The sequence below is a fragment of the Streptomyces sp. NPDC058373 genome (assembly GCF_042723275.1).
Taxonomy (GTDB): Bacteria; Actinomycetota; Actinomycetes; order Streptomycetales; family Streptomycetaceae; genus Streptomyces.
Map to the genome: position 1 here is coordinate 1 of NZ_JBHXJE010000003.1, position 24163 is coordinate 24163.

Below are 24163 nucleotides of genomic sequence, written 5' to 3' on the forward strand. Positions count from 1 at the left end.
TGGCCTCAAGCGCCGGCCGGGCTGGTAGGTGGCCTCAAGCGCCGGCCGGGCTGGAAGGTGGCCTCAAGCGCCGGCCGGGCTAGGAGGGTGGGCTGGGGAGGTGGTCTCAAGTGGGGGCCGGGTTGGTTTTGGCTGGGTCGGTGATCGGGGTGGGGCCGGGGCGGGCTTGCGTTGTGGGGGTGGGTGAACCGCTACGGTGAGCGCAGCAGGCACTGGTAGGAGCGCAGCCGGTTGGGGAAAGGCAGGCACCGACGTGGGCAGGGTCGTGCTCGTGACGGGGGTCGCGCGTCCGCTCAGCGGGCGGTTCGTGCGGCGGGTTCAGCGTGAGGAGGGTGTCGACAAGGTCGTGGCCGTCGATTCGGTGGCGCCCGCGCACCAGCTCGGGGACGCCGAGTTCGTCCAGGCCGACATCGGCAGGCCCGCCATCGGCCGCCTGCTGGCCGAGTACCGCGTCGACACCGTGGTCCACCTCGACGTCTCCGGTACGCCGCTCGGCGGCGGAGGCCGGTCCTCCGTCAAGGAAGCCAATGTCATCGGCACCCTTCAGCTGCTCGGGGCCTGCCAGAAGGCGCCGGCCGTACGCCGCCTCGTCGTGAAGTCCTCCACCAACGTCTACGGCTCCGCCTCGCGCGACCCGGCCGTCTTCACCGAGACCACGCCGGCCAAGGCGCTGCCCAGCGGCGGCTTCGCCAAGGACGCCGTGGAGGTCGAGGGGTACGTACGCGGCTTCGCGCGGCGGCGGCCCGACGTCGCCGTCTGCGTGCTGCGGTTCGCCAACATCCTCGGGCCCGGCGCGGACACCCCGCTCGCCGAGTACTTCTCGCTGCCGGTGCTGCCGACCGTTCTCGGCTACGACCCGCGCCTCCAGTTCGTCCACGAGGAGGACTGCCTGGAGGTACTCCGCATCGCCGCGGGCGAGCCCGCCCGCGGAACGCTCAACAGCGGCACCTTCAACATCGCCGGGGACGGCGTGGTCCTGCTCTCCCAGTGCGCCCGGCGGCTCGGCAGCCCCACCGTCCCGGTGCTGCTGCCCGCCGTCACCTGGGTCGGGGCGGCGCTGCGCACCGTCGGTGTGACCGACTTCTCCCGCGAGCAGATCCGGCTGCTCACCCATGGCCGGGTCGTCTCCACCGTCCAGATGCGGGAGACGCTCGGCTTCCACCCGGCCTGGACCACCGCGCAGACCTTCGCCGACTTCGCCCGCGCCCGGGGCAGCGGGCTCCTGCCGCCGGAGCTGGTGGCCCGCGCCGTGGAACGGGTCGCCGCGCGCCCGGCGGCGGGCGGCGGCTCGCCCGCACCGTGAGCCGGGCCGCCCGCCCGGGACCGTACGAGACATCGAGCGCCGACTAAGGAGCGCAGCACCATGGCGGACGCCAAGGTCATCCCCTTCGACGACGACCGGCCGCGCCGTCGCCGCCCCCGCAACCCGGCCGCCGTACGCCCCCTGCCGGAGCAGCCGCATCCCGAGCCGCCCGAGGCACCGGAGGCCCCGCCCGCCGCGGACGAGGGCGGCTGGGACCGGCGGATCGCGGGTGGCCTCGCCTTCCTGCGGCGGCGGCTCACCGGGGAGTACGAGGTCGACGAGTTCGGGTACGACGAGGAACTCACCGACCAGGTCCTGATGTCGCTGCTGCGCCCGGTGTACGAGAAGTACTTCCGGGTCGAGGTCAAGGGAATCGAGAACATCCCCTCCGACGGCGGCGCCCTCATCGTCTCCAACCACTCCGGGACGCTGCCCCTGGACGGGCTGATGCTCCAGGTCGCCGTGCACGACCGGCACCCCGCCGAACGCCACCTGCGGCTGCTCGCCGCGGACCTGGTCTTCCGGCTCCCCGTCGTCAACGAGGTGGCCCGCAAGGCCGGGCACACCCTCGCCTGCGCCGAGGACGCCGAACGGCTGCTGGGTGCGGGCGAGATCGTCGGGGTGATGCCGGAGGGGTTCAAGGGGATCGGCAAGCCGTTCAGCGAGCGGTACAAGCTCCAGCGGTTCGGGCGGGGCGGCTTCGTCTCGACGGCGCTGCGGGCGGGCGTGCCGATCGTGCCGTGCTCCATCGTCGGCGCCGAGGAGATCTACCCGATGGTCGGCAACGCCCGCACCCTGGCGCGGGTGCTGGGGCTGCCCTACTTCCCGGTGACGCCGACCTTCCCGTGGCTCGGGCCGCTCGGCGCGCTGCCGCTGCCGACCAAGTGGACCATCCAGTTCGGCGAGCCCATCCCGACCGAGGGGTATCCGCCGGAGGCGGCGGAGGACCCGATGCTGATGTTCAACCTCACCGACCAGGTGCGCGAACAGATCCAGCACACGCTGTACAAGCTGCTGGTGCAGCGGCGGTCGGTGTTCTTCTGACCCCTGGGCGGCCCGCGGTCAGAAGTGGTCCGGGCACCACGGCTCGGCGGCCGTGCGGAAGAGGGCGTCCGCGACGCGGGTCGCGCCGGGGGTCACCTCGGTGACCAGGCCCGCCGCGAGAAGCCGGGTCGCCTGCTCGCCGCGCTCCACCGCCGCGCCCAGCCCGTGGGCCATCATCGCCCGCAGCAGGCCCCGCCGCCGATGGGAGGGGGCGACCGCGAGCGAGCTGACCCCCAGCACCGGCAGCAGCGCCCCGCCCGGCACGCTCAGGTCGAGCGCGAGGCCGCGGAACGTCCCCACGCACTCCTCCCGCTCGTACGCGCCGAGCCACCGCCCCGGCTCGAAGACGCGGCGGCGCCGCTCCAGGGAGGCGGGCCGGTAGGCGACGAAGTTGCCCTTGCTGTACGCGCGGCCCCAGGCGTCGAGGTCCTCCTCGGTGATTTCCCGGATCGTCAAGGGCGGGGCGGGGGGCGGGAGTTCGGGGGCCTCGCCGGTGATCGTCGCGTCGGTCATCGGAGGAGCTTAAGGGGCGGCGGCCGGCTCTCAGGACTCCAGGAGCAGGCGGCCCCGTACGCCGTCCGCTTCGAGGGCGCGGTGCGTCGAGGGGGTGTCGGCCGCCGGGGGCGCGGCGGCCGAGGCGTGTCGACAGCGGAGCGACTGGCCCGCGACGCTGCCCAGCGCGGGCGGCGGGGCGGGCGCAGGCCGAAGGGCCCCGCCGCGCACGGTGGGGCCCTTCGGGTGTGCGGGAGTCCGGTCGGTCAGTCCCGGTCACCCGCGTCGATGCCCAGGCCGGGCAGGAGGCCCGGGAGCAGGGGCGGGAGGGTGACGTCCGGCTCGGCGCCGGGCTCGCGCTGATCCTGGGAGGGGGCCGGGGAGTCCTGGCCGGTCCTGGGCGGGTCGAGCAGGCCGCCGGTCGAGCCGCCGAGGAGGCCCTCGCCCGACTCCTCGCCGGTGGACGGCTTCGGGCTGCCCTTCTCGCCGGTGCCGCCCTGGCCGCCGCCCTCGCGCGCGGCCGAGCCGGACGGGTCGGGCTCGCCGGGGGAGGCGGGCCCGGAGCCGCTGGGCGGGGCCGAGCCGGTACCGGGGGCGTCGCCCGGGCGGTCGTCCTGGGTGGGGGCGCCGGGCAGCAGCGAACGCAGCGGCTCGACCTCCTCCTCTATGGCGTCGAAGACCTCGCTCACCTGGTCGCTCACGTCGAACAGGGTGGGCGGGAGCTTGTCGCGCAGCGACGTCCAGGTGGCCCGGTGCGAGCGGGAGAAGGCGGAGAGCTGCTGCATGGGCTGGAGCGAACCGCCTTCCTGGTAGGCGGCGCTGAGCAGCCGGTGGCCCTGGGCGGCGTCGTGCTGCACGCCTCCGAGGGCCCGGCGGATCTCGGCCACCGACTCGTGGTCCAGGGCGCCCGAGCGGCCGCGCTCCATCAGCCTGCGGGCCTCGCTCAGCCGGGTCGAGGCGTGGTCGAGGTAGATCCCGCCGCGGTCGGCCGCGTCACCGGCCATGCCGAGCTTGATGTCCTCCATGCCGCGCTTCAGCCCGTAGAGCGAGTCACCGGGGAGGGCGTCGGAGCTGGCCGCGGCCACGCCGCCGAAGGCTCCCGCCGCGACGCCCACCGTGAGGCCGCCCGCGGCGAGGCCCTTGGTGAGGCGGGAGCGGGGTCGGAGTCCGCGCAGGGGACTCGCCCGGTGCGCGCCCCGGCCGGGGCGCTGCTCGGGCACCGAAGGGTCCGGTGCGGAGCCGGCCATGGCCTCCATCGCGGCGACCAGCTGGGCGCGCTGGACGGTTCTTACCTCGGGATCCAGCTGTGGTCTGGGCACTTCGCCGAGTTCGGCGGTGAGGGAGAGCATCCTGCTCTCCTCGGCGCGCTCCGTGGGAGCCGCGCCGGGCTGCTCCCCGGACGCCGCCGGTGGCCGGTCCTCGGCCGCCTGGCCCGGGGGCGTCTGCTCCTCCAGGGCCTGGGCGAAGGCGTTCGCCCGCCGGTGTGCCGATACATTCGCGATCACGGGCGGCACCTCCTCTCGTCATGACGGTCGACTTCCCGCGCGATCCGGGAGTTCCGCACCACGGCGGCGGCCACCCGATCGAGTGAGGGCGGGGCTGCTGAAGCGCATCCGGGGGAAGTCTGCAATCCCCCCAACGACTGGCGCGGCCCCTGGGTTACGGAACTGCCGCGATCGGTCCGCGGAACCCAGCGAACAGCCACGCACCACCAGTTGACGGGCACGGTGCGTGGCGGTCGGCGGGACGGCGGACCTGGCGGCTTCGGGGAGGGGCGGGGACGGTGCGGCGGACCGAGGGGAGGCGGTCGGCCGGGGCGGTCGGGACAGGTGGGACGGGCGGAACGGTCAGCGGGCGTCGTCCGGGAGCAGGCGGGCCAGGGTGCGGACCGCCCGGTACTGGAGGGTTTTGATCGCCCCCTCGTTCTTCCCCATGACCCGCGCGGTCTCGGCGACCGAGAGGCCCTGGAGGAATCGGAGCGTGACGCATTCCTGCTGCTGGGGGTTGAGACGTCGGACGGCGTCGAGGAGGGCGGCGTTGGAGAGGGACTCCAGGACCGAGTCCTCGGGACTGCGTTCGACCTCGTTGGCGTCGAGCATCTCGCCGGTGGTCACTTCCAGCCGGAAGCGGCTCGACTTGAAGTGGTCGGCGACCAGGTTGCGGGCGATGGTGACCAGCCAGGCGCCGAAGTCGCGGCCCTGCCAGGTGAAGGTCCCGATCCTGCGCAGGGCGCGCAGGAAGGTCTCGCTGGTCAGGTCCTCGGCGGTGGCCTTCCCTCCCACTCGGTAGTAGATGTAGCGGTAGACGGTGTCGCTGTACTGGTCGTACAGCTTGCCGAAGGCTTCGGCCTCCCCGTCCTGGGCGCGTTCGACCAGCTCCATCATGCGGGCGCTGTCGCTGTCGGCCGCGGGACGGCGGGCCGTGGTGGTGGCCCCGCCGGCGCGGCGGGCGGAGCCGGTGCGGCCCCGTCTGCCGACGGCGGCGCCGCTTTCGGCGAGGGCGTAGGCGGAACCGGCGGACCCGGGCGAGGGGAGCGCGGGGACGGCAAGGGCGGGGACGGCGTAAACGGTGGGGACGAAGCTGCGCAGGCGGTCGACGACCGTCGCGCGCAGCGTAGCCAGGCCCGAGGCGTCAACCCCGACGTGTGGGTACACGGGACTCCCAGAGGCAGAGCTTCCATCACGTACGGTGCGCCCACGTTCACTCGAAGTGGCGGTATGAGGCACCGGAATTGCGTCTGAGGAGAATAACGCTTCGTACAGGCGGCGCTACACCGAGTTGCTCAAATCACCGATTGCGACGGTTCGGTGACCCATATCCGTCTGTTCGGTTGGCACAGAGTGATCGTTGACTGATCGGAACAGTCCGAATTCCGGCCGTGTGGGGGACGGGTTGTGGTCGTCCCGGGTGAACGTGCGTGCCGTGGGGCGCGGCGGGGTAAGAACGCCGTTTTGTCAGGTAGTCGGCCCGGCCGGGGCGCGGGGTGGCGCGAAAGGCGCGCCCGAGGGGCGCGTACGCCGAAGAGCCGCCCCCGGGAGTCCGGAAGGGCGGCTCGGTGTGCGCGGGTCGGTCAGGAGCGGCGGCGGTGGATCGCGACGGCGGCGGCGGTCCCGCCGGCCAGCGCGCCGACCCCCGCGGCGGCCGGGATGCCGATCTTGGCGGCCTTGCGCCCGGTCCGGTAGTCGCGCAGCCGCCAGTCGTGCTCGCGGGCGTGCTTGCGGAGCTTGGCGTCCGGGTTGATCGCGTACGGGTACCCGACCAGCGAGAGCATCGGGATGTCGTTGTGCGAGTCGCTGTACGCGGCGCAGCGGTCGAGGTCCAGCTCCTCGGCGGCGGCCAGCGCGCGCACCGCCTCCGCCTTGGCCGGGCCGTGCAGCGGCTCGCCGACCAGGCGGCCGGTGTAGACCCCGCCGACCGATTCGGCGACGGTGCCGAGCGCCCCGGTCAGGCCGAGCCGGCGGGCGATGATGGTGGCGGTCTCCACCGGCGCCGCCGTCACCAGCCAGACCCGCTGGCCCGCGTCGAGATGGGCCTGGGCGAGGGCGCGGGTGCCGGACCAGATGCGACCGGCCAGGTACTCGTCGTAGATCTCCTCGCCGATCGACATGAGTTCGGCGACGCGGTGGCCCTTGACGATGGAGAGGGCGGACTCGCGGGCGTCCTGCATGTGGGCCGGGTCCTCGGTGCCGGCGATCCGGAAGTACGCCTGCTGCCAGGCGAACCGGGTGAGTTCGCGGCGCTCGAAGAACTTCCGCTTGTAGAGGCCGCGGCCGAAGTGGAAGAGGGCGGCGCCCTGCATCACGGTGTTGTCCAGGTCGAAGAAGGCGGCGGCGCGCTCGTCCCCGGCGACCGGGAACTCGGGCTCGGCCGGCTTCTCCTCGGCGGGGGCGGTGACCTCGGTCGCCCCGGCCTCCAGTTCCTCCTCCGGCGCCTGCGACGTCTTGCGGGCGGCCTCGGCGCTCGCCTCGCCCGCCAGCACGCTGCGCGCGGTGGCGGGGCGTCTGCGGGGGGTCAGCCATTCCCAGGAGAGGCGCATCCTCAGCGGGTTCCGGCCGGACGGGCCGTCGGGCGTGGGGAGGGGCATGTCGAGAGCATAGTCAGTCCCGGGGGCGCGCCCGGACCGTGGAGGGCGCGGAGCCGTGAACTCTTCGGGGCGGGGGTGTGACGGCCCGGCGGGGGTGTGCGGCGGCCGGCGCTCCGCCGCGGCCGGTACGCGGCCCCCGGCGCGCGGGGCGCGTACCGGGCCGGGCCACAATGGCCGGTATGAGTCCGGTGTTCCGTCGTGCGAAGAAGGCTCCCGCCGAGCGGGTCGTCACCCTGGTGGGCAAGCCCGGGTGCCATCTCTGCGATGACGCCCGCGAGGTGGTCGCGGCGGTCTGCGCCGAGGTGGGGGCGAGGTGGGAGGAGAAGGACATCCTCCAGGACGAGGCGCTCCACCAGGCGTACTGGGAGCAGATCCCGGTGGTGCTCGTCGACGGGGAGCAGCACGACTTCTGGCGGGTCAGCCCCGAGCGGCTGCGGCGGGCGCTGAGCTGAGGGCGCGGTCCCCGGCTCCGCTGCCCGGCGCCCGTTCGGGCGCGCCAGGTCCGGTCGGGGGCCGTCCGGGCCGGTCGGCCGCCGAGGCGGGGTGATCCGGCCCGGGGCGGTGGTCCCGGTACGGGCGGAGTGAGCGGCCCGAAACTCCGTAGGCGCAGGTCCGGAGCGGTTTCCCGGGGACGTGCGGGGCGGGGCGGGCGGTTCCCGGACCGGCTGGTAAGTACGCGTGACCCCGGTCACTTTGGGTGGACAAATGGGACACCATCTTTGTGCACGCGTTCACAAAGGCATAGCCTGCTCGGGACGGGGCGGTCTGCGCAGGCGCAGCCGCCCACAGCCTCGCTCTACCCGCAGGAGCACCGTGGCAACTGGCCGAACTCACCGACCGGCGACCCGCAGCCGAGGAATTCCCGAGGCCACGGTCGCCAGGCTTCCGCTCTACCTGCGAGCCCTCACCGCGCTGTCGGAGCGCTCCGTCCCCACGGTCTCCTCCGAGGAGCTGGCGACGGCGGCGGGCGTCAACTCGGCGAAGCTGCGCAAGGACTTCTCGTACCTCGGCTCCTACGGGACGCGCGGGGTCGGCTACGACGTCGAGTACCTCGTCTACCAGATCTCCCGTGAGCTCGGCCTGACCCAGGACTGGCCCGTCGTCATCGTCGGCGTCGGCAACCTCGGCGCGGCCCTCGCCAACTACGGCGGCTTCGCCTCGCGCGGCTTCCGCGTCGCGGCCCTGCTCGACGCGGACCCGGCGCTGACCGGCCGCACCGTCGCGGGCATGCCCGTCTCGCACACCGACGACCTGGAGCGGATCGTCACCGAGAACGGCGTCTCCATCGGCGTCATCACCATCCCCGCCGGGGGCGCCCAGCAGGTCTGCGACCGGCTTGTGGCCGCCGGGGTGACCTCCATCCTGAACTTCGCGCCGACCGTCCTCGCCGTGCCCGAGGGCGTCGACGTGCGCAAGGTCGACCTCTCCATCGAGCTCCAGATCCTCGCCTTCCACGAGCAGCGCAAGGCCGGCGAGGACGCCACCGCGACCGCCGCGGCGGCCGCCGCCGACCTGCCCGTGCCGCCGCGCACCACGCCCCGCAAGGGACCGGACGGGGATGTCCCCGCCGTGATGCCGGCATGAGTCTCCTGGTCGTAGGGCTGAGTCACCGCAGCGCACCGGTGAGCATCCTGGAACGCGCCGCGCTGAGTGCCGACGCGCAGGCCAAGCTCCTCCAGGACGCGCTCGCGGTCGAGCCCGTCGCCGAGGCGTCCGTCCTCGCCACCTGCAACCGCATCGAGCTGTACGCCGACGTCGACAAGTTCCACGCCGGGGTCGCCGAGGTCTCCACCCTCCTCGCCCAGCACAGCGGGGTGGGCCTGGACGAACTCACGCCGTACCTCTACGTGCACTACGAGGACCGCGCCGTCCACCACCTCTTCTCGGTGGCCTGCGGGCTGGACTCGATGGTCGTCGGCGAGGGGCAGATCCTCGGGCAGATCAAGGACTCCCTCGCCACCGCGCAGCGGCTGCACACCGCCGGACGCCTGCTGAACGACCTTTTCCAGCAGTCCCTGCGGGTCGGCAAGCGGGCTCACAGCGAGACCGGCATCGACCGGGCCGGGCAGTCCCTGGTCACCTTCGGCCTGGAGCAGCTGGCCGGGGACGAGCAGGTCGCCGACTGGGCCGCCAAGAAGCGCGCCCTGATCATCGGCGCCGGGTCGATGTCGTCGCTGGCCGCCGCCACCCTGGCCCGCGCCGGGGTGCAGGAGGTCGTGGTCGCCAACCGCACCCTGGAGCGCGCCGAGCGGCTCGCCGAGATCCTGGCCCAGCCCGGCGGGGCCGGCACGGCCGAGGGCTTCGCCGCCCGCGCCGTGCCGATGGCCTCGGTCAGCGGCGAGCTGGCCCGCGCCGACATCGCCGTCTCCTGCACCGGCGCCACCGGCCTCGTCCTCACCGCCGAGGCGGTCGCCGCCGCGGTCGCCGGACACACCGAGGGCGACCCGCTGACCCTGCTCGACCTGGCCATGCCGCGCGACGTGGACGCCGCCGTGCACCGGATCTCCGGGGCGCGCCTGGTCGACATCGAGTCCCTCGCCGAGGCGTCCGCCGACGCCCCGATGGCTGCCGACGTGGACGCGGTCCGCACCCTCGTCTCCGAGGAGGTCGCCGCCTTCGGCGCGGCCCAGCGCGCCGCCCACATCACGCCGACTGTGGTCGCCCTGCGCACCATGGCCGCCGACGTGGTGGCCGGCGAGATGGGGCGGCTCCGCGGCCGCCTCCCCGACCTCGGCGAACGCGAGCAGGCGGAGATCACCCAGACCGTCCGCCGCGTCGTCGACAAGCTCCTGCACGCTCCGACCGTGCGGGTCAAGCAGTTGGCCGGAGAGCCCGGGGGTGCCGGATACGCCGACGCCCTGCGGACCCTCTTCGACCTGGACCCGCAGACGGTCGCGGCCGTCAGCCGGGCCGACCACGGGACGCGCGGCGACAGTGCCGCGCCCGCCCGCACCAACACGGACGACCTGAATCGAGACCGGTCATGACCGAGAAGGCATTGCGACTCGGGACCAGGCGCAGCAAGCTCGCCATGGCCCAGTCCGGACAGGTGGCCGACGCCGTCCACCAGCTCACGGGGCGGCCCGTCGAGCTGGTGGAGATCACGACGTACGGCGACACCTCCCGCGAGCACCTGGCGCAGATCGGCGGCACCGGCGTCTTCGTCGCCGCGCTGCGCGAGGCGTTGGTGCGCGGGGAGGTGGACTTCGCGGTGCACTCGCTCAAGGACCTGCCGACGGCCCAGCCCGAGGAGCTGGCGCTGGCCGCCGTGCCGGTCCGCGAGGACCCGCGCGACGTGCTGATCGCCCGCGACGGGCTCCGCTTCGAGGAGCTGCCCGAGGGCGCGCGTATCGGCACCGGTTCGCCCCGGCGCATGGCGCAGCTCAACGCGTACGCCCGCGGCCACCGGATGGCCGTCGAGACCGTGCCGATCCGGGGGAACATCGACACCCGTATCGGTTTCGTGCACAGCGGTGAACTGGACGCGGTGGTTCTCGCCGCGGCCGGGCTGCACCGTGTCGGCAGGAGCGACGAGGTGACCGAGTACCTCTCGGTCGACACGGTTCTGCCCGCCCCCGGTCAGGGGGCCCTGGCGATCGAGTGCGCCGTCGGCCACGAGGTCGACGGGCTGCCGCTCGCCGCCGCGCTCGCGGAGCTCGACGACCCGGTCACCCGGGCCGCCGTCACCGCCGAGCGGTCCCTGCTCGCCGCCCTGGAGGCCGGTTGCAGCGCACCTGTGGGTGGGCTGGCCGACCTTCTGGCCGACGGGCAGATTGTCAAGGAAATGCGCCTGCGGGGCGTCGTCGGCTCGCCCGACGGCTCCGCGCTGGTGCAGCTGTCCACCACCGGTCCCGTGCCCACGACGCATGACGAGGCGGCCGCGCTCGGCGCCGAACTCGCTGCCGAGATGCTGGCCAAGGGTGCGGCCGGTCTGATGGGGGAGCGAGCACTTTGAGCCCCACCACCGCTGTAAATTCAATGTTCTCCGACCATGGGCACGTCACCTTCCTCGGTGCCGGTCCCGGCGACCCGGGGCTTCTCACTCTGCGTGCCGTCGAGGCGCTGGCCGCGGCCGACGTCCTGGTCGCGGAGGAGCAGGTGCTCGACGTCGTCAGGGCGCATGCCAGGGCGGGCGCGGACATGCCGCAACTGTCCGCTGACGAGGCGTCAACCCCCGCGGAGGCCCGCCGATTCGGCGACGCCGCCAATCTTGTCATGGGGGCCGCACGCGGCGGCAAGCGGGTCGTACGGGCCGTCCAGGGCGACCCGGGGCTCGACTCGGAGGCCGTCCGCGAGATGCTCGCCTGCGCCGCCGAGGGCGTCACCTTCGAGGTGATCCCCGGCATCGCGGAGGCGGTAGGCGTCCCCGCGTACGCCGGCATCCCGCTGCGCGACGAGACCGGCGCCGACGTGCGCTTCGTCGACGCACGCACCGCCACCGACCGCTGCTGGACCGAGCTGGGCGCGAGCGACGGCACCGTCGTCGTCTCCACCAGCCTCGATCAGGCCGCGGCCACCGCGGGCGAACTGGTGGCGGCCGGGCGCAAGCCCGACACCCCGATGACGCTCACCGTCGCCGGGACCACCACGCGCCAGCGGACCTGGGAGGCGACGCTCGGCACCGTCGCGCAGGTCCTCAAGCAGGCCAAGGTGCTGCCCTCCCCGGAGGGCGGCCGTCCGGTCATAGCCGTGGTCGGTGAGCACTGCGCCCCGGCCCGCCGCGACCAGCTCTCCTGGTTCGAGTCGAAGCCCCTCTTCGGCTGGAAGGTCCTGGTGCCGCGCACCAAGGAGCAGGCGGCCTCGCTCTCCGACCAGCTGCGCTCCTACGGCGCGGTGCCGCACGAGGTGCCGACCATCGCCGTCGAGCCGCCGCGCACCCCGCAGCAGATGGAGCGGGCGGTCAAGGGCCTGGTCACCGGGCGCTACGAGTGGATCGCGTTCACCAGCGTCAACGCGGTGAAGGCGGTCCGGGAGAAGTTCGAGGAGTACGGGCTCGACGCGCGGGCCTTCGCGGGCATCAAGGTCGCCGCTGTCGGCGAGCAGACCGCGGCCGCGCTGATCGCCTTCGGCGTCAAGCCCGACCTCGTCCCCTCGGGCGAGCAGTCGGCGGCCGGGCTCCTGGAGGACTGGCCGCCGTACGACCCGGTCTTCGACCCGATCGACCGGGTGTTCCTGCCGCGCGCCGACATCGCCACCGAGACGCTGGTGGCCGGGCTGATCGAGCTGGGCTGGGAGGTGGACGACGTCACCGCCTACCGGACGGTGCGCGCCTCGCCGCCGCCGGCCGACACGCGGGAGGCGATCAAGGGCGGCGGCTTCGACGCGGTCCTCTTCACCTCCTCCTCGACCGTCCGCAACCTGGTCGGCATCGCGGGCAAGCCGCACAACGTCACGGTCATCGCCTGTATCGGCCCGGCCACCGCCAAGACGGCGGAGGAGCACGGACTGAGAGTCGACGTGATGGCGCCCGAGCCGTCGGTCCACAAGCTGGCCGAGGCGCTCGCCGCCTTCGGCGCGGAGCGCCGGATGGCCGCGCTGGAGGCCGGGGAGAGCGTCGCGAGGCCCAGCGAGCGGCGGCCGGGAGCCCGGCGCCGCAGGGCCGCCTCCTCCTCGTGAGGCGGGGCCGCTGAACCAGGACGCACCGGAGCGGGCCTACCCTTTGGGGTGGGCCCGCTCCCGCGTTCGACGCCCGGCGCGCGCCCGCCCGGCCCCGCCCGCGCGCGTCGCCGGTCCCGTTCTCGGTTGGTCGCAGGATTCGTCGGAGTAGGTGTTGTGGTCGTGAGTGCGTACGGAACGTTCCCCGGGAGCCGCCCCCGCAGGCTGCGGAGCAGTGCGGTGATGCGCCGGATGGTTGCCGAGACCCGGCTCCACCCGGCTGACCTGGTGCTGCCCGCCTTCGTCCGGGAGGGCATCACCGAGCCGGTCGAGATCGGCTCCATGCCCGGCGTGTACCAGCACACCCGCGACACCCTCCGCAAGGCGGCCGCCGAGGCCGTTGCCGCCGGGGTCTCCGGGATCATGCTCTTCGGCGTGCCCGAGGAGGCCAAGAAGGACGCCCTCGGCTCGGCCGGCACCGACCCCGACGGCATCCTCCAGCAGGCGCTGCGCGACGTCCGCTCGGAGGTCGGCGACGACCTGCTCGTCATGGCCGACCTCTGCCTGGACGAGTTCACCGACCACGGTCACTGCGGCGTCCTCACCGCCGACGGCCGCGTCGACAACGACGCCACCCTGGAGCGGTACGCCGAGATGGCCCAGGTCCAGGCTGACGCGGGCGCCCACATCGTCGGCCCCAGCGGCATGATGGACGGCCAGGTCGGCGTCATCCGCGACGCCCTCGACCAGACGGGCCACGAGGACGTCGCCGTCCTCGCCTACACCGCCAAGTACTCCTCGGCCTTCTACGGCCCCTTCCGCGAGGCCGTCGGCTCCTCACTGAAGGGCGACCGCAAGACCTACCAGCAGGACGCCGCCAACGTCCGCGAGTCCCTCCGCGAACTCGCCCTCGACCTGGCCGAGGGCGCCGACATGGTCATGGTCAAGCCGGCCGGCCCCTACCTCGACATCCTCGCCAAGGTCGCCGAAGCCTCCGACGTCCCCGTCGCCGCGTACCAGATCAGCGGCGAGTACGCGATGATCGAGGCCGCCGCCCAGCGCGGATGGATCGACCGGGAGGCGGCCGTCCTGGAGTCCCTGACGGGGATCAAGCGGGCTGGAGCGCAGATCATTCTGACGTACTGGGCCACTGAGGTGGCGCGGAAGCTGGGCTGACCTCCGGCGGCTGACGCCGGGGCGGGGCGGGCGGCGGACGACGCGCGGCACCCCGCCGCCTCCTCGGAGGCGGCCGAGTCGCGCGGGCCGAGCCCGTCCGCCTCCGCGACGAAGGGCCCGTCCTCGTCGCCGTCCGCCGCCGACAGCCCCAGCGCCTCCGGGACCTCGGACCGCGCCCCCACGGGCACCGCCCCCACCCGGCGTCCCCTTCCACGCCGCCGTCCGCGCCCATGCCTGGGAGAACGAGTGCAGTCAGCGGTACCTGGTCGACCGGGAGCCCGCCGAGGTGCTCCCGCCGCCCGTCGAGCAGGACGCGCCGACGTGGGTGGCGAGCATGGGCGCGGTCCCCGCCGACGAACAGGTGGTGGAGGTGACGCTCCAGGGCAAGGGGAACGAGACGGTCGTCCTCCAGGCGCTCCACGTCCGGGTGGTGCGGACCGGGCCGCCGCTGCCGTGGACCGACTACGGGACCGGCGTCGGCTGCGGCGGCGGGGTCTCGCTGCGTGCCTTCGCCGTCGATCTGGACCAGGGCCGTCCCGCCGCCCGCGCGGCCGACGGGCAGCGCCCGTTCCCGTACAAGATCAGTGAGAGGGATCCCGAGGTGTTCCGGGTGACCGCGCACACCGGGGCGCGGGACGTGAGCTGGTACCTGGAGGTGGAGTGGTCCAGCGGGGAGCGGAAGGGGATGCTCCGGGTGGACGACCAGGGGCGGCCGTTCCACACCAGCGCGTCGTCCGGGCGCCCGGCGTGGGACTACCCGCCGGGCTCCACGGAGTGGATCGAGCACCAGGAGGGGTGAGGGCACCGGTGTTCGCGCGCGCCGGGGCACGCCCCCTCCCGGCGTGGGCGCCCCGGGCTCCTAGAGTGCGGGGAGGCCGCCCCGTGCGGGCGGAGTACGCAGATCGAGGAGTACCGCCATGTCGTTGAGCCCCGCCGCCCCCGCCCCCACGCCCGCGCTCGCCGGGCGGGCCGTAGGCGGTGGGGGGTCGCCGGTGGGGGACATCCTCGCGGTGACGGCCCGGCCCGAGGTGATCAACTTCGCGGGCGGGCTCCCGGCGCCGGAGCTCTTCGACGCCGAGGGGATCGCCGAGGCGTTCCGGGCGGTGCTGGCGGAGAAGGCGTCGCGGGCGCTCCAGTACGCGACGACCGAGGGCGAGCCGCTGCTGCGCGGGGCGCTCGCCGAGCGGATGTCGGCGCGCGGGCTCGCCACGGACCCGGACGACGTGCTGGTCACCACCGGGTCGCAGCAGGGCCTGTCGCTGGTGGCCCAGGCGCTGATCGAGCCGGGCGACACCGTGCTGGTGGAGAGCCCCTGCTACCTGGCCGCGCTCCAGGTCTTCGGCTTCGCCGGGGCCCGGATCGTGCCGGTGGCCTGCGACGACGACGGGATCGACACCGCCGCCCTGGAGGAGCTGGTCGTCCGCGAGCGCCCCAAGTTCCTCTACACCGTGCCGACCTTCCAGAACCCGACCGGCCGCACCATGACCGCCGAGCGGCGCCACGCGGTGGCCCGGATCGCGGCCCGGCGCGGCCTGTGGGTCGTGGAGGACGACCCGTACGGCGAGCTGCGGTTCGCCGGGGAGCGGCTGCCGTGGATCGCCTCGCTGCCCGAGGCGGCCGACCGGACGGTGCTGCTGGGCAGCTTCTCCAAGGTGATGGCGCCGGGGCTGCGGCTGGGCTGGCTCCGCGCACCCCGGCCGCTGCGCGCGGCCTGCGCCCTGGTCAAGGAGGGCACCGACCTGCACACCCCGACCGTCAACCAGCTCGCCGCCGCCCGCTACCTCGCCGACAACGACCTCGACGCCCACGTGGCCCGCGTCGCCGAGGTCTACGGCACCCGCCGCGACGCCCTGCTGGCCGGCCTCCCGGACGCCCTGCCCGAGGGCTCCGCGTGGACGACGCCCGAGGGCGGCATGTTCGTCTGGGCGCGGCTCCCCGAGGGGTACGACACGGCCGCGCTGCTGCGGACGGTGGTCGGCTTCGACGTGGCGTACGTGCCGGGCGCGCCCTTCTTCCCCGACCGCCCCGACCACGGCACGCTGCGCCTCTGCTTCGTGACGCAGACCCCGGACGAGATCGCGGAGGGGCTCAGGCGGCTGGAGAAGGGGTTCGCGGCGGGGGCGGCGGCCATCGGCTGAGCAGGCTCGCGCTCCCGCGTGACGTTGACGGGAGAGAGACGAGGGGCCGACCGGTGGTGAACCGGCCGGCCCCTCGTACGTGGTGGCCTCAGCGCCGCACAGCCGCGGCGCGCCCCCGCGTCAGAGCTGCTCGGGGGTGCGGATGCCGAGCAGCGCCATGCCCTGGTGGAGGGTGCGGCCGGTGAGGTCGCACAGGAAGAGGCGGTTCTCCACGACGGCCGGCGGGTTGTCGGCGGAGAGCACGTGGCACTGGTCGTAGAAGGTCGTGTACAGCGACGCCGTCTGGTAGAGGTACGCGGCCAGCTTGTGCGGGGCGTACTCGGCGGCGGCGTCCGAGGCGATCTCGCCGAACTGGTCCAGGTGCAGCCCGAGCGCCCGCTCGGCGGGGGCCAGCTCCAGCTCCGGGTGGGCCACCGGACGCGCCTCGCCCGCCCGGCGCAGGATGGACTGGATGCGGGCGTAGGCGTACTGGAGGTAGACGGAGGTGTCGCCGTTGAGCGAGACCATCTGGTCGAGGTCGAACTTGTAGTCGCGGGCGGCCGACGTCGACAGGTCGGCGTACTTGACCGCGCCGATGCCGACCTCGGCGCCGCGCTCGGCGATCTGCTCCTCGGTGAGCTGGCCCTTGACGTCCTTCTCGCGGACCACGGCGGTGGCCCGCTCCACGGCCTCGTCGAGCAGGTCGACCAGCCGGACCGTCTCGCCCTCACGGGTCTTGAAGGGCTTGCCGTCCTTGCCGAGGACCGTGCCGAAGGCGAGCTGCACCGCCTTCACGTCCTCGCCCAGCCACCCGGCCCGCCGGGCCGTCTCGAAGACCATCTTGAAGTGCAGCGACTGCCGGGCGTCCACCACGTAGAGCAGGGTGTCGGCCTTGAGGTGGAAGACGCGGTCGCGGATGGCGGAGAGGTCGGTGGCCGCGTAGCCGAAGCCGCCGTCGGACTTCTGGACGATGAGGGGGACCTGGTTGCCGTCGGGGCCCAGGATGTCGTCGAAGAAGACGCAGAGGGCGCCCTCGGAGCGGACCGCGACGCCGGACTCCTCCAGCAGGCGGCAGGTCTCCGCGAGCATGGCGTTGTACCCGGACTCGCCGACCACGTCCGCGTCGTGGATCTCCATGTCGAGCTTGTTGAAGACGGAGTAGAAGTAGACCTTCGACTCGTCCACGAACCGCTGCCACATGGCCAGCGTCTCGGGGTCGCCCGCCTGGAGGTCGACCACCCGGCGCCGGGCGCGGGTCTTGAACTCCTCGTCGGAGTCGAAGAGGGCGCGGGAGGCCTTGTAGAGCCGGTTGAGGCTCGACATGGCCTGCTCACCGGCCTCCTCGCTGGCCTGCCCGGCCTCGACGGCGGCACTCTCGGCGGTGGCGGCCAGCTCGCCCGGATGCTCGATCAGGTACTGGATGAGCATGCCGAACTGGGTGCCCCAGTCGCCGATGTGGTGGCGGCGGACCACCTGCTCGCCGGTGAACTCCAGCATCCGCACCACCGCGTCGCCGATGACCGCCGACCGCAGGTGGCCGACATGCATCTCCTTGGCGACGTTCGGCTGGGCGTAGTCGATCACCGTGGTGCCGGGCGCCTCGGCCTCGGGCACGCCGAGGCGGGCCGGGTCGGCGGCGCGGGCGGCGAGGTTCCGGGTGATGGCGGCGTCGGAGAGGGTGAGGTTGAGGAAGCCGGGCCCGGAGACCTCGATGTCCTGGATCACCTCGTCGGACCCGATGGCCTCCACGACCTTCGCGGCCAGCTCGCGCGGGTTGCCCTTGAGCTTCTTGGCGAGGGCCAGGATGCCGTTGGCCTGGTAGTCGGCCCGGTCGCTACGTCGCAGCAGCGGGTCGGCGGCGCCGGCCTCCGGCAGGGCAGCCGCGAGGGCGTCCGCGAGACGCTGGTGGACGGAGGCGGTGAGCGAGGTGACCGAGGCCATGGGGTGGGGTGCCGTTCTCCTTGGGGTGCTAGGGGGCTCCTGGGGAATCCCGTGCGGTGTCTGGGGTGTCCGGTGCGTGCTCTCGGCGTGCCGGACACCCCAGGTGCCGTGCGGGATTCCCCAGGCACCCCCTGAGGTCCCGGCAAGTATCCCACCCGGCGCGAGTGCCGTGAAAAGCGGTTTTCGTGGTAGCGGGCCGAGCTGGGACAATGGGTGGCGGGCCGCGACCGAAGTCCCGGGCGGCCGCCGAAGGTGAATGAGAAAGAAGGACGTGCCGATCGTGGCTCAGAGCACAGAGACCGCCGACTGGGTCTCCCGTTACGCGGACGAGGTCATCGCCGAGGCGGAGCGACGAGCCGGTGCCAAAAAGGCCGACGGCACGGCGGACGAGGGCTCCCCGGCGGACGGCCTGACCGTCGTCGTCGCCTCCGGACTCTCCCCTTCCGGCCCCATCCACCTGGGCAACCTCCGCGAGGTCATGACCCCGCACCTGGTCGCCGACGAGGTCCGCCGCCGCGGCCACACCGTGCGCCACCTCATCTCCTGGGACGACTACGACCGGTACCGCAAGGTCCCCGCCGGTGTCGCGGGCATCGACGAGAGCTGGGCCGAGCACATCGGCAAGCCGCTCACCGCCGTCCCCGCCCCGGCCGGCTCGGCCCACCCGAACTGGGCCGAGCACTTCAAGGCCGCCATGACCGAGGCGCTGGCCGCGCTCGGCGTGGAGTACGACGGGATCAGCCAGACCGCGCAGTACACCTCGGGCGCCTACCGCGAGCAGATCCTGCACGCCATGCGCCACCGCGGCGACATCGACGCGATCCTCGCCCAGTACCGCACCAAGAAGGCCCCCGGCAAGAAGTCGCAGAAGCCGGTGGACGAGGCCGAGCTGGAGGCCGCCGAGGGCTCCGGCGCCGCCGCCGAGGACGACGGCTCGTCGGCCGCGGGCGGCTACTACCCGTACAAGCCGTACTGCACGGTCTGCAACAAGGACCTCACCACCGTCACCTCCTACGACGACGAGACGACGGAGCTGGCCTACACCTGCGCCTGCGGCCACGGCGAAACGGTCAAGCTGAGCACCTTCGACCACGGCAAGCTGGTCTGGAAGGTCGACTGGCCGATGCGCTGGGCCTACGAGGGCGTGATCTTCGAGCCGTCCGGCGTCGACCACTCCTCGCCCGGCTCGTCCTTCCAGGTCGGCGGCCAGATCGTGGAGATCTTCGACGGCGTCCAGCCGATCGGCCCGATGTACGCCTTCGTCGGCATCTCCGGCATGGCGAAGATGTCCTCCTCCAAGGGCGGCGTGCCCACCCCGGCCGACGCCCTGAAGATCATGGAGCCCCAGCTCCTGCGCTGGCTCTACGCCCGCCGCCGCCCCAACCAGTCCTTCAAGATCGCCTTCGACCAGGAGATCCAGCGGCTCTACGACGAGTGGGACAAGCTGGAGGCCAAGGTCGCCGAGGGCACCGCGCTGCCCGCCGACGCCGCTGCCCACAGCCGGGCCGCCGCCACCGCCGCCGGTGAACTGCCGCGCACTCCGCGCCCGCTGCCGTACCGCACGCTCGCCTCGGTCGCCGACATCACCGCCGGCGCCGAGGACCAGACCCTGCGCATCCTCAGCGAGCTGGACCCCGCCCGGCCGATCACCTCGCTCGACGAGGTCCGCCCCCGGCTCGACCGCGCCGAGGCGTGGATCAACACCTACGTCGACGCCGAGGCCCGCACCGTCGTCCGCGCCGAGCCCGACACCGAGGCGCTGGCCGCCCTCGGCGACGAGGCGCGCGAGTCGCTGCGTCTCCTCATCGACGGCCTCGACAGCCACTGGTCCCTCGACGGACTGACCACCCTGGTCTACGGCGTGCCGAAGATCCAGGCCGGTTTCCCCGCCGACGCCAAGCCGACCCCCGAGCTGAAGACGGCCCAGCGAGGCTTCTTCGCCCTCCTCTACCAGCTCCTCGTCGGCCGCGACACCGGCCCGCGCCTGCCCACCCTGCTGCTCGCCGTCGGCGAGGACCGGGTGCGCCGCCTGCTCGGCGCCTGAGCCGCCCGCCGTACGCACGAAGGCCGCCTGCCCCGCTCAGGGGAGGCGGCCTTCGCCGTGTGCGGGGGGTGCGCCGGGTGGTCAGGCGCTGGTGAAGTCGGGCTCGGGCGCGGTCTGGGCCTGCTCCTGCTCGTAGCGGCGGCGGCACTCGCGCAGGTACGGCCAGAGGTCCCCCTCGGGCAGCGGGCCGCCCGCCTCGTTGCTGACCTGGTGGTGGTCCTGGAGGTAGAGGCCGAACTTGCGGGCGTTCGGGTAGGTGCCGTTGATCTCCACGTAGCGACGGAAGGCGCCGTAGAAGGCCTCCTCGTCGATGGCACCGCCACCCGGGACCTCGGGCACCTCGGGGGTCTCCTCGGGACTGGCCTCGGCCGGCCCGTCCGCCTGCCGGGGCTCCTCCCCGTCGCCCTCCTCCGCCGGGCGCTGGGCGCCCTCGCGCTGGGCCGGGATCGCCGGGGCGCCGCCGAGCGGGCGGGTGCGGCCCGGGCCCGCCGGGACCTGCACGCCCTCCTCACGGGCGGCCTGCTGCCCGGCGTCGGCGGCCTCCGCCTCCTGCGCGGCGAACCGCTGGTAGGCGGCGTACTGCTGGTACTGGGCGTACCGCTGGTACTCCGCGTACGCCTGCGCGTCCGCGTCGCCGTCCTGCGCGGGCGGGCCCTGGCGCGGATCGAAGTGCGGGTCGTACGTGCCCGCGTACTGGACCGGGCCCTGCTGCCCGGCGAACCACGGGCTGCCCTGCGGCGGGGTGGGACGTTCCTGCGGGGCCTCGGCGGCGGGCTGGTCGGCGGCGCCCTCGGCGGGAGCGGGGGCGGGGGCGGGGGCCGGGTCGGTGGCGGGGCCGGCCGCGCGCTCCAGCTCCTGGCGGGTGGAGGCGGGGGCGGGCGGCAGCAGGGCCGGTTCGATCCCGGCGGCGGCCAGCCCGGCCGGGGCGGTCTCGGCGAGCGGGACGCCGTACCGGGCCAGCCGCAGCGGCATCAGCGACTCCACCGGCGCCTTGCGGCGCCAGGCGCGGCCGAAGCGGGAACGCAGCCGGGCCTGGTAGACGAGCCGCTCCTGCTCCAGCTTGATCACCTGCTCGTAGGAGCGCAGCTCCCACAGCTTCATCCGGCGCCACAGCAGGAAGGTCGGCAGCGGCGAGAGCAGCCAGCGGGTGATCCGCACGCCCTCCATGTGCTTGTCGGCGGTGATGTCCGCGATCCGGCCGATGGCGTGCCGGGCCGCCTCCACCGCGACGACGAAGAGCACCGGGATCACCGCGTGCATGCCGACACCGAGCGGGTCGGGCCAGGCGGCGGCGCCGTTGAAGGCGATGGTGGCCGCGGTGAGCAGCCAGGCCGTCTGCCGCAGCATCGGGAACGGGATGCGCATCCAGGTCAGCAGCAGATCCAGCGCCAGCAGCACGCAGATGCCCGCGTCGATGCCGATCGGGAAGAAGTACGAGAAGGTGCCGAAACCCTTCTGCAGGGCGAGTTCACGCACCGCCGTGTACGAGCCGGCGAAGCCGATGGCCGCGATGACCACCGCACCGGCCACGACCACCCCGATGAGTATGCGGTGAGTCCGTGTCAGCTCTGTCGCCGCCACTGGCGCTCCCTCTCCGTCGTCCCGCGGGTCCGTCGTCCCTGCGATTTCCGTCCTGCCCTGCGCCCAACAGAGTGGCACATGTGTGCGGATGGGTGTGCCGGGGTAGGGCGGGAGGCCGGTGCCGGTGGGGCTACGGGCTCCGCAGAACGGGGTGAGAGGGGGCGATCGTGGCGGCGATGCCGACGGCTGCCCACAGGGGCGGACGTCGGCACGCAGCAGCCACGCGACGGACGGGCTACGGGACGGCTACTGGTGCGGAACTTCCTCCACCACGGTCTCCCCGAAGCGCCACGAGCCCCGATCGCCGCTCGCCTCCGCACGCAGCCCCATCTCCCAGGCGATCCGGGCGGCGCGCTGGCGTGTGAGGTCGGGGTAGGACTCGGGAGCCACCTTGATGTAGCCGCGGCGGTCGGCGGGGTACGTGCGCAGGGCCTCGCGCAGCCTCTCCTCCTGCTCCGCCGGGGTGGAGCGGTCGCCGGTGGCGGCCTTGTACGCCCTTCTGGTGGCCCCCGGCCTCTTCCGCGCGTCCCGGCGCCCGGCGGCAGAGATCGGACGGGGTTGTGAGCGGAGGCCCCTGAACCTCGCGGCCGTCGCGCCGCTCCAACGCGTAGTGGTAGTCCCGGGCCTTGCGCCCCTGCGCCGGATCGCGCCACACCTTCACGACCGTGGCGGTGACCTTCTCGCCCCGCCCCTGCAGCGTGAGGTCCTCGCGCGCCACGTCGGCGACGAACACGCACATCAGAGAGGTGAACACGACGAACAGCGCCGCGTACGTACTGGACTCCGGGGGCTCCCAGCTTTCGGATCAGCAAGGTGAGAAGTACCCCATGCGCGATCCACAGCGGCACCAGCAGGCCCGGCCCGTAGTCGTCCGTCAGGAGGACCATGCCGGTAATCGCGGCGAGCGCGTAGCAGCCGATGCCGACTGCCGGGAACGGGATGTGTGACGCGCCTGCTCCGTGCCTCGCGTTCTTCCTCTGCCCCTGCCGCGCCGCTCATGTCGTTTCTCCGTTCGCCTGTGCCCGGAACGGACCTGCTTGACGGTTGCGCTTCCACGGTCAGCGGTTGATGGACTGGATCTCTTGGACGTTGATGTCCTGCGTGGTCTCGAAGGTGCCGTCGGGCAGGTCGCCCCCGTTGCCACCGCTGCCCTGCCAGGAGATCGCCCAGGTCACCGAAGCCTCCAGAGGGTAGGGCTTGCCGGACGTGGCTCGGAGGTAGGTGATTCCGCAGGGTGGTGGCTCCTGGGCCCTGCCCTTGCTGTACGGGGCGCCGATGGAGCCGTCGTCGTTGATGGCGCACTCGCCGGAGGCGGGGTGGGTCTCGGCGTCCGCCGTGCCTGGGTTCAGATGCAGGCTGACCGGCTTGGCGGTGGTCTCTGCCCATAGTCCGGTACCGGGCAGCTCGGCCCGTACCTTGACGTCCTTGAAGTCTCCCTTGTCCAGCCACGCCCAAGTGGGCAGGTTCACCGTGGACTTCGCGGCGGGTCTCAACTCCACCTCGGTGTCCGGAACCTTGATCTTGTCGTAGGCGTAGGCCGCCAGGACGTCAGGTGTGGGCGCGTGTGCGTCGTCGGGGACCGACCCTGCGGCTTGCCAGAAGAGATTGCGTTCGCATTCGTACGCGTCGAGGGCGCTGCGGTTGGCGGGGTTGATGACTCCTCGCCAGAAGTAGCCGTTCTCGCCGAGGTTGAAGTCCTCGTACCCGGCCTCACCGCGGGACTGCGGCTCGCCCTTTTCGTAGTGCTCCACCATGAGTTCCTCGCCCCAGGAGAGCGAGGGCGTCACCCGCACCAGGTCCCCGCCCTGCTTGAGCCGGTCCACCCCTGCCTTCAGTTGCTGGGGCGTCGCCACGGGTTCGTACCAGCAGGCGGGAGGCTTCCACTGCGGGTCCACCGGAGCGAGCCCCTGGGCGGACTTGCCCGTCGACGGGCCGTTCTTCTGAGTGATCTTGATGTTGGAGGTGCCCGCTTCAGCGGTGAGCATGTCTCCGGACGCTCCACCGGAAGGGCCTTCGGGTGGCTTGCTGGGTGCCTTGTCGCCGCCGCCTCCCCAGGCCTGGGCGCCCGACGCGGGGGTCAGGAGCGCGGCGACCGCCAGCGGAACGAGAAGCACTCCCGCGCGCAATGCCCTCACTGCCCGCACGCGCCCCGCTCCGTCTCTCCCGACCGCGTCTTCCAGACGCCCTTGCCGTCCCTCTCCAGCGTGGTGCGGTACTGGAGCATCGGGCTCATGTCATCGGGGGTGCCGGTGACCTTGCCCGTCTTGCGGTTCTTGGTGGCTCCCTTGCTCTCGTCCATGCAGTAGAAGAGCACGCCCAGCCCTGAGCTGTTGATCCGGACCTGGGGGTCGAAGACTCGGGCCTCGCCGGTCAGGCTTTCGTCGGCCTCGACGTAGCCCTTGATCCACTCGCGGCTCGATTCCAGGGCCGCCCCCGAGTTGTAGAACGCCACCGCCTCGGCGTCCGGGTCGGCGTCGATGATGGCCGCGTGCTCCGCGCGCAGAGCCTCCCTGCCGTCGTCCAGGATGGCCTGCAGCTTCGGGTCGCTGTTGGTCCACCCCTCGAAGTTCATCTGGAAGCTCTTCGGAAGCTTGACCTCCGGACGGCCGGAAGCCGTGGCCGACTCTGACGCGGAGGCGGTGGGCGTGGCCGAGCCCTGGCCCGCCCCATTGATCTTGTCCGAGGGTGAGTCGCTGTCCCCTTCCGATCCGCAGGCGGTCAGCAGGAGAGCTGTGACCGCCGCGAAGGCAGCGGTCACAGGCAACGAGCGGCGGTTCACTGGGCGA

General features: G+C 73.2%; 19 protein-coding genes. 11 read left to right on the plus strand and 8 right to left on the minus strand.

From position 1 onward, the window contains the following. The first annotated feature begins 253 nt into the window (after window positions 1-253). Both ACFWMZ_RS02650 and ACFWMZ_RS02655 read left to right on the plus strand, forming a co-directional pair. The gene (locus ACFWMZ_RS02650) at window positions 254-1303 is read left to right on the plus strand and encodes an NAD-dependent epimerase/dehydratase family protein (protein ID WP_383178627.1); all 1050 of its coding nucleotides are present in this window, start codon (window positions 254-256) and stop codon (window positions 1301-1303) included. 60 nt (window positions 1304-1363) lie between these two features. Continuing rightward, window positions 1364-2347, plus strand: coding sequence for a lysophospholipid acyltransferase family protein (locus ACFWMZ_RS02655; RefSeq protein WP_383178630.1), 984 nt, complete (start codon window positions 1364-1366; stop codon window positions 2345-2347). A gap of 18 nt (window positions 2348-2365) precedes the next feature. On the opposite strand, the gene ACFWMZ_RS02660 is transcribed toward ACFWMZ_RS02655, so the two are convergent. From ACFWMZ_RS02660 to ACFWMZ_RS02675, 4 genes are all read right to left on the minus strand, one after another. Then, complete coding sequence (locus ACFWMZ_RS02660; protein WP_383178633.1) at window positions 2366-2860, minus strand: GNAT family N-acetyltransferase; 495 nt, start codon at window positions 2858-2860, stop codon at window positions 2366-2368. Between the two features lie 245 nt (window positions 2861-3105). Further along, window positions 3106-4344: a DUF5667 domain-containing protein gene (locus tag ACFWMZ_RS02665; protein ID WP_383199252.1), complete on the minus strand. Its 1239-nt coding sequence runs from the start codon at window positions 4342-4344 to the stop codon at window positions 3106-3108. A gap of 342 nt (window positions 4345-4686) precedes the next feature. After that, window positions 4687-5493 carry an ECF subfamily RNA polymerase sigma factor, BldN family gene (locus ACFWMZ_RS02670; protein WP_383178639.1) on the minus strand — a complete coding sequence of 269 codons (807 nt, stop codon included), beginning with the start codon at window positions 5491-5493 and terminating at the stop codon, window positions 4687-4689. Window positions 5494-5909: 416 nt separating this feature from the next. Beyond that, on the minus strand, window positions 5910-6875 hold the full coding sequence (locus ACFWMZ_RS02675; RefSeq protein WP_383199407.1) for an HAD family hydrolase: 966 nt from the start codon (window positions 6873-6875) through the stop codon (window positions 5910-5912). Between the two features lie 218 nt (window positions 6876-7093). On the opposite strand from ACFWMZ_RS02675, the gene ACFWMZ_RS02680 reads away from it, so the two are divergent. The 8 genes from ACFWMZ_RS02680 to ACFWMZ_RS02715 all read left to right on the plus strand — a co-directional run bounded on the left by ACFWMZ_RS02680 (window position 7094) and on the right by ACFWMZ_RS02715 (window position 15832). After that, window positions 7094-7375, plus strand: a complete 282-nt coding sequence (locus ACFWMZ_RS02680) for a glutaredoxin family protein (RefSeq protein WP_383178642.1) — start codon at window positions 7094-7096, stop codon at window positions 7373-7375. A 361-nt stretch (window positions 7376-7736) separates the two neighbouring features. Next, a complete protein-coding gene (locus ACFWMZ_RS02685; protein WP_383178645.1) occupies window positions 7737-8507 on the plus strand; it encodes a redox-sensing transcriptional repressor Rex in 771 nt (256 codons plus the stop codon). Further along, a complete protein-coding gene (locus ACFWMZ_RS02690; protein ID WP_383199254.1) occupies window positions 8504-9910 on the plus strand; it encodes a glutamyl-tRNA reductase in 1407 nt (468 codons plus the stop codon). The genes ACFWMZ_RS02685 and ACFWMZ_RS02690 overlap by 4 nt, the downstream gene beginning before the upstream one ends. Beyond that, complete coding sequence (gene hemC, locus ACFWMZ_RS02695; protein WP_383178650.1) at window positions 9907-10878, plus strand: hydroxymethylbilane synthase; 972 nt, start codon at window positions 9907-9909, stop codon at window positions 10876-10878. Before ACFWMZ_RS02690 ends, hemC begins: the two co-directional genes overlap by 4 nt. 23 nt (window positions 10879-10901) lie before the next feature. Next, complete coding sequence (locus ACFWMZ_RS02700; RefSeq protein WP_383178800.1) at window positions 10902-12539, plus strand: uroporphyrinogen-III synthase; 1638 nt, start codon at window positions 10902-10904, stop codon at window positions 12537-12539. Window positions 12540-12701: 162 nt separating this feature from the next. Continuing rightward, window positions 12702-13694 carry a porphobilinogen synthase gene (hemB, locus tag ACFWMZ_RS02705; protein WP_383178653.1) on the plus strand — a complete coding sequence of 331 codons (993 nt, stop codon included), beginning with the start codon at window positions 12702-12704 and terminating at the stop codon, window positions 13692-13694. Window positions 13695-13980: 286 nt separating this feature from the next. Continuing rightward, on the plus strand, window positions 13981-14493 hold the full coding sequence (locus ACFWMZ_RS02710) for a hypothetical protein (protein ID WP_383199256.1): 513 nt from the start codon (window positions 13981-13983) through the stop codon (window positions 14491-14493). A 118-nt stretch (window positions 14494-14611) separates the two neighbouring features. After that, a complete protein-coding gene (locus ACFWMZ_RS02715; RefSeq protein ID WP_383178659.1) occupies window positions 14612-15832 on the plus strand; it encodes a PLP-dependent aminotransferase family protein in 1221 nt (406 codons plus the stop codon). A 120-nt stretch (window positions 15833-15952) separates the two neighbouring features. Here the strand turns inward: ACFWMZ_RS02715 and argS are convergent, their stop codons facing one another. Beyond that, window positions 15953-17752 (minus strand): arginine--tRNA ligase, encoded by a 1800-nt coding sequence (argS, locus tag ACFWMZ_RS02720; protein WP_383178662.1) that lies wholly within the window; start codon window positions 17750-17752, stop codon window positions 15953-15955. A gap of 271 nt (window positions 17753-18023) precedes the next feature. Here argS and lysS point away from each other — a divergent pair, with 271 nt between their 5' ends. Beyond that, a complete protein-coding gene (gene lysS, locus ACFWMZ_RS02725; protein WP_383178803.1) occupies window positions 18024-19796 on the plus strand; it encodes a lysine--tRNA ligase in 1773 nt (590 codons plus the stop codon). Window positions 19797-19877: 81 nt separating this feature from the next. Here lysS and ACFWMZ_RS02730 read toward each other — a convergent pair whose 3' ends face one another. The 3 genes from ACFWMZ_RS02730 to ACFWMZ_RS02740 all read right to left on the minus strand — a co-directional run bounded on the left by ACFWMZ_RS02730 (window position 19878) and on the right by ACFWMZ_RS02740 (window position 23949). Further along, entirely contained in the window at window positions 19878-21377 is a 1500-nt protein-coding gene (locus tag ACFWMZ_RS02730) for a DUF2637 domain-containing protein (protein ID WP_383178665.1), read from the minus strand. Between the two features lie 1058 nt (window positions 21378-22435). After that, window positions 22436-23512, minus strand: coding sequence for a hypothetical protein (locus tag ACFWMZ_RS02735; RefSeq protein ID WP_383199409.1), 1077 nt, complete (start codon window positions 23510-23512; stop codon window positions 22436-22438). Then, complete coding sequence (locus ACFWMZ_RS02740) at window positions 23509-23949, minus strand: hypothetical protein (protein ID WP_383199258.1); 441 nt, start codon at window positions 23947-23949, stop codon at window positions 23509-23511. The genes ACFWMZ_RS02735 and ACFWMZ_RS02740 overlap by 4 nt, the downstream gene beginning before the upstream one ends. Between the last annotated feature and the right edge of the window lie 214 nt (window positions 23950-24163).

What these genes read in the sequence shown, in the direction of transcription:
- hemC (WP_383178650.1), top strand. Translation starts at nt 9,907, where the DNA reads ATGACCGAGAAGGCATTGCGACTCGGGACCAGGCGCAGCAAGCTCGCC.
- ACFWMZ_RS02675 (WP_383199407.1), bottom strand. Translation starts at nt 6,875, where the DNA reads ATGCGCCTCTCCTGGGAATGGCTGACCCCCCGCAGACGCCCCGCCACC.
- ACFWMZ_RS02740 (WP_383199258.1), bottom strand. Translation starts at nt 23,949, where the DNA reads ATGAACTTCGAGGGGTGGACCAACAGCGACCCGAAGCTGCAGGCCATC.
- ACFWMZ_RS02700 (WP_383178800.1), top strand. Translation starts at nt 10,902, where the DNA reads ATGTTCTCCGACCATGGGCACGTCACCTTCCTCGGTGCCGGTCCCGGC.
- ACFWMZ_RS02655 (WP_383178630.1), top strand. Translation starts at nt 1,364, where the DNA reads ATGGCGGACGCCAAGGTCATCCCCTTCGACGACGACCGGCCGCGCCGT.
- ACFWMZ_RS02680 (WP_383178642.1), top strand. Translation starts at nt 7,094, where the DNA reads ATGGCCGGTATGAGTCCGGTGTTCCGTCGTGCGAAGAAGGCTCCCGCC.
- ACFWMZ_RS02715 (WP_383178659.1), top strand. Translation starts at nt 14,612, where the DNA reads ATGTCGTTGAGCCCCGCCGCCCCCGCCCCCACGCCCGCGCTCGCCGGG.
- argS (WP_383178662.1), bottom strand. Translation starts at nt 17,752, where the DNA reads ATGGCCTCGGTCACCTCGCTCACCGCCTCCGTCCACCAGCGTCTCGCG.
- ACFWMZ_RS02660 (WP_383178633.1), bottom strand. Translation starts at nt 2,860, where the DNA reads ATGACCGACGCGACGATCACCGGCGAGGCCCCCGAACTCCCGCCCCCC.
- ACFWMZ_RS02690 (WP_383199254.1), top strand. Translation starts at nt 8,504, where the DNA reads ATGAGTCTCCTGGTCGTAGGGCTGAGTCACCGCAGCGCACCGGTGAGC.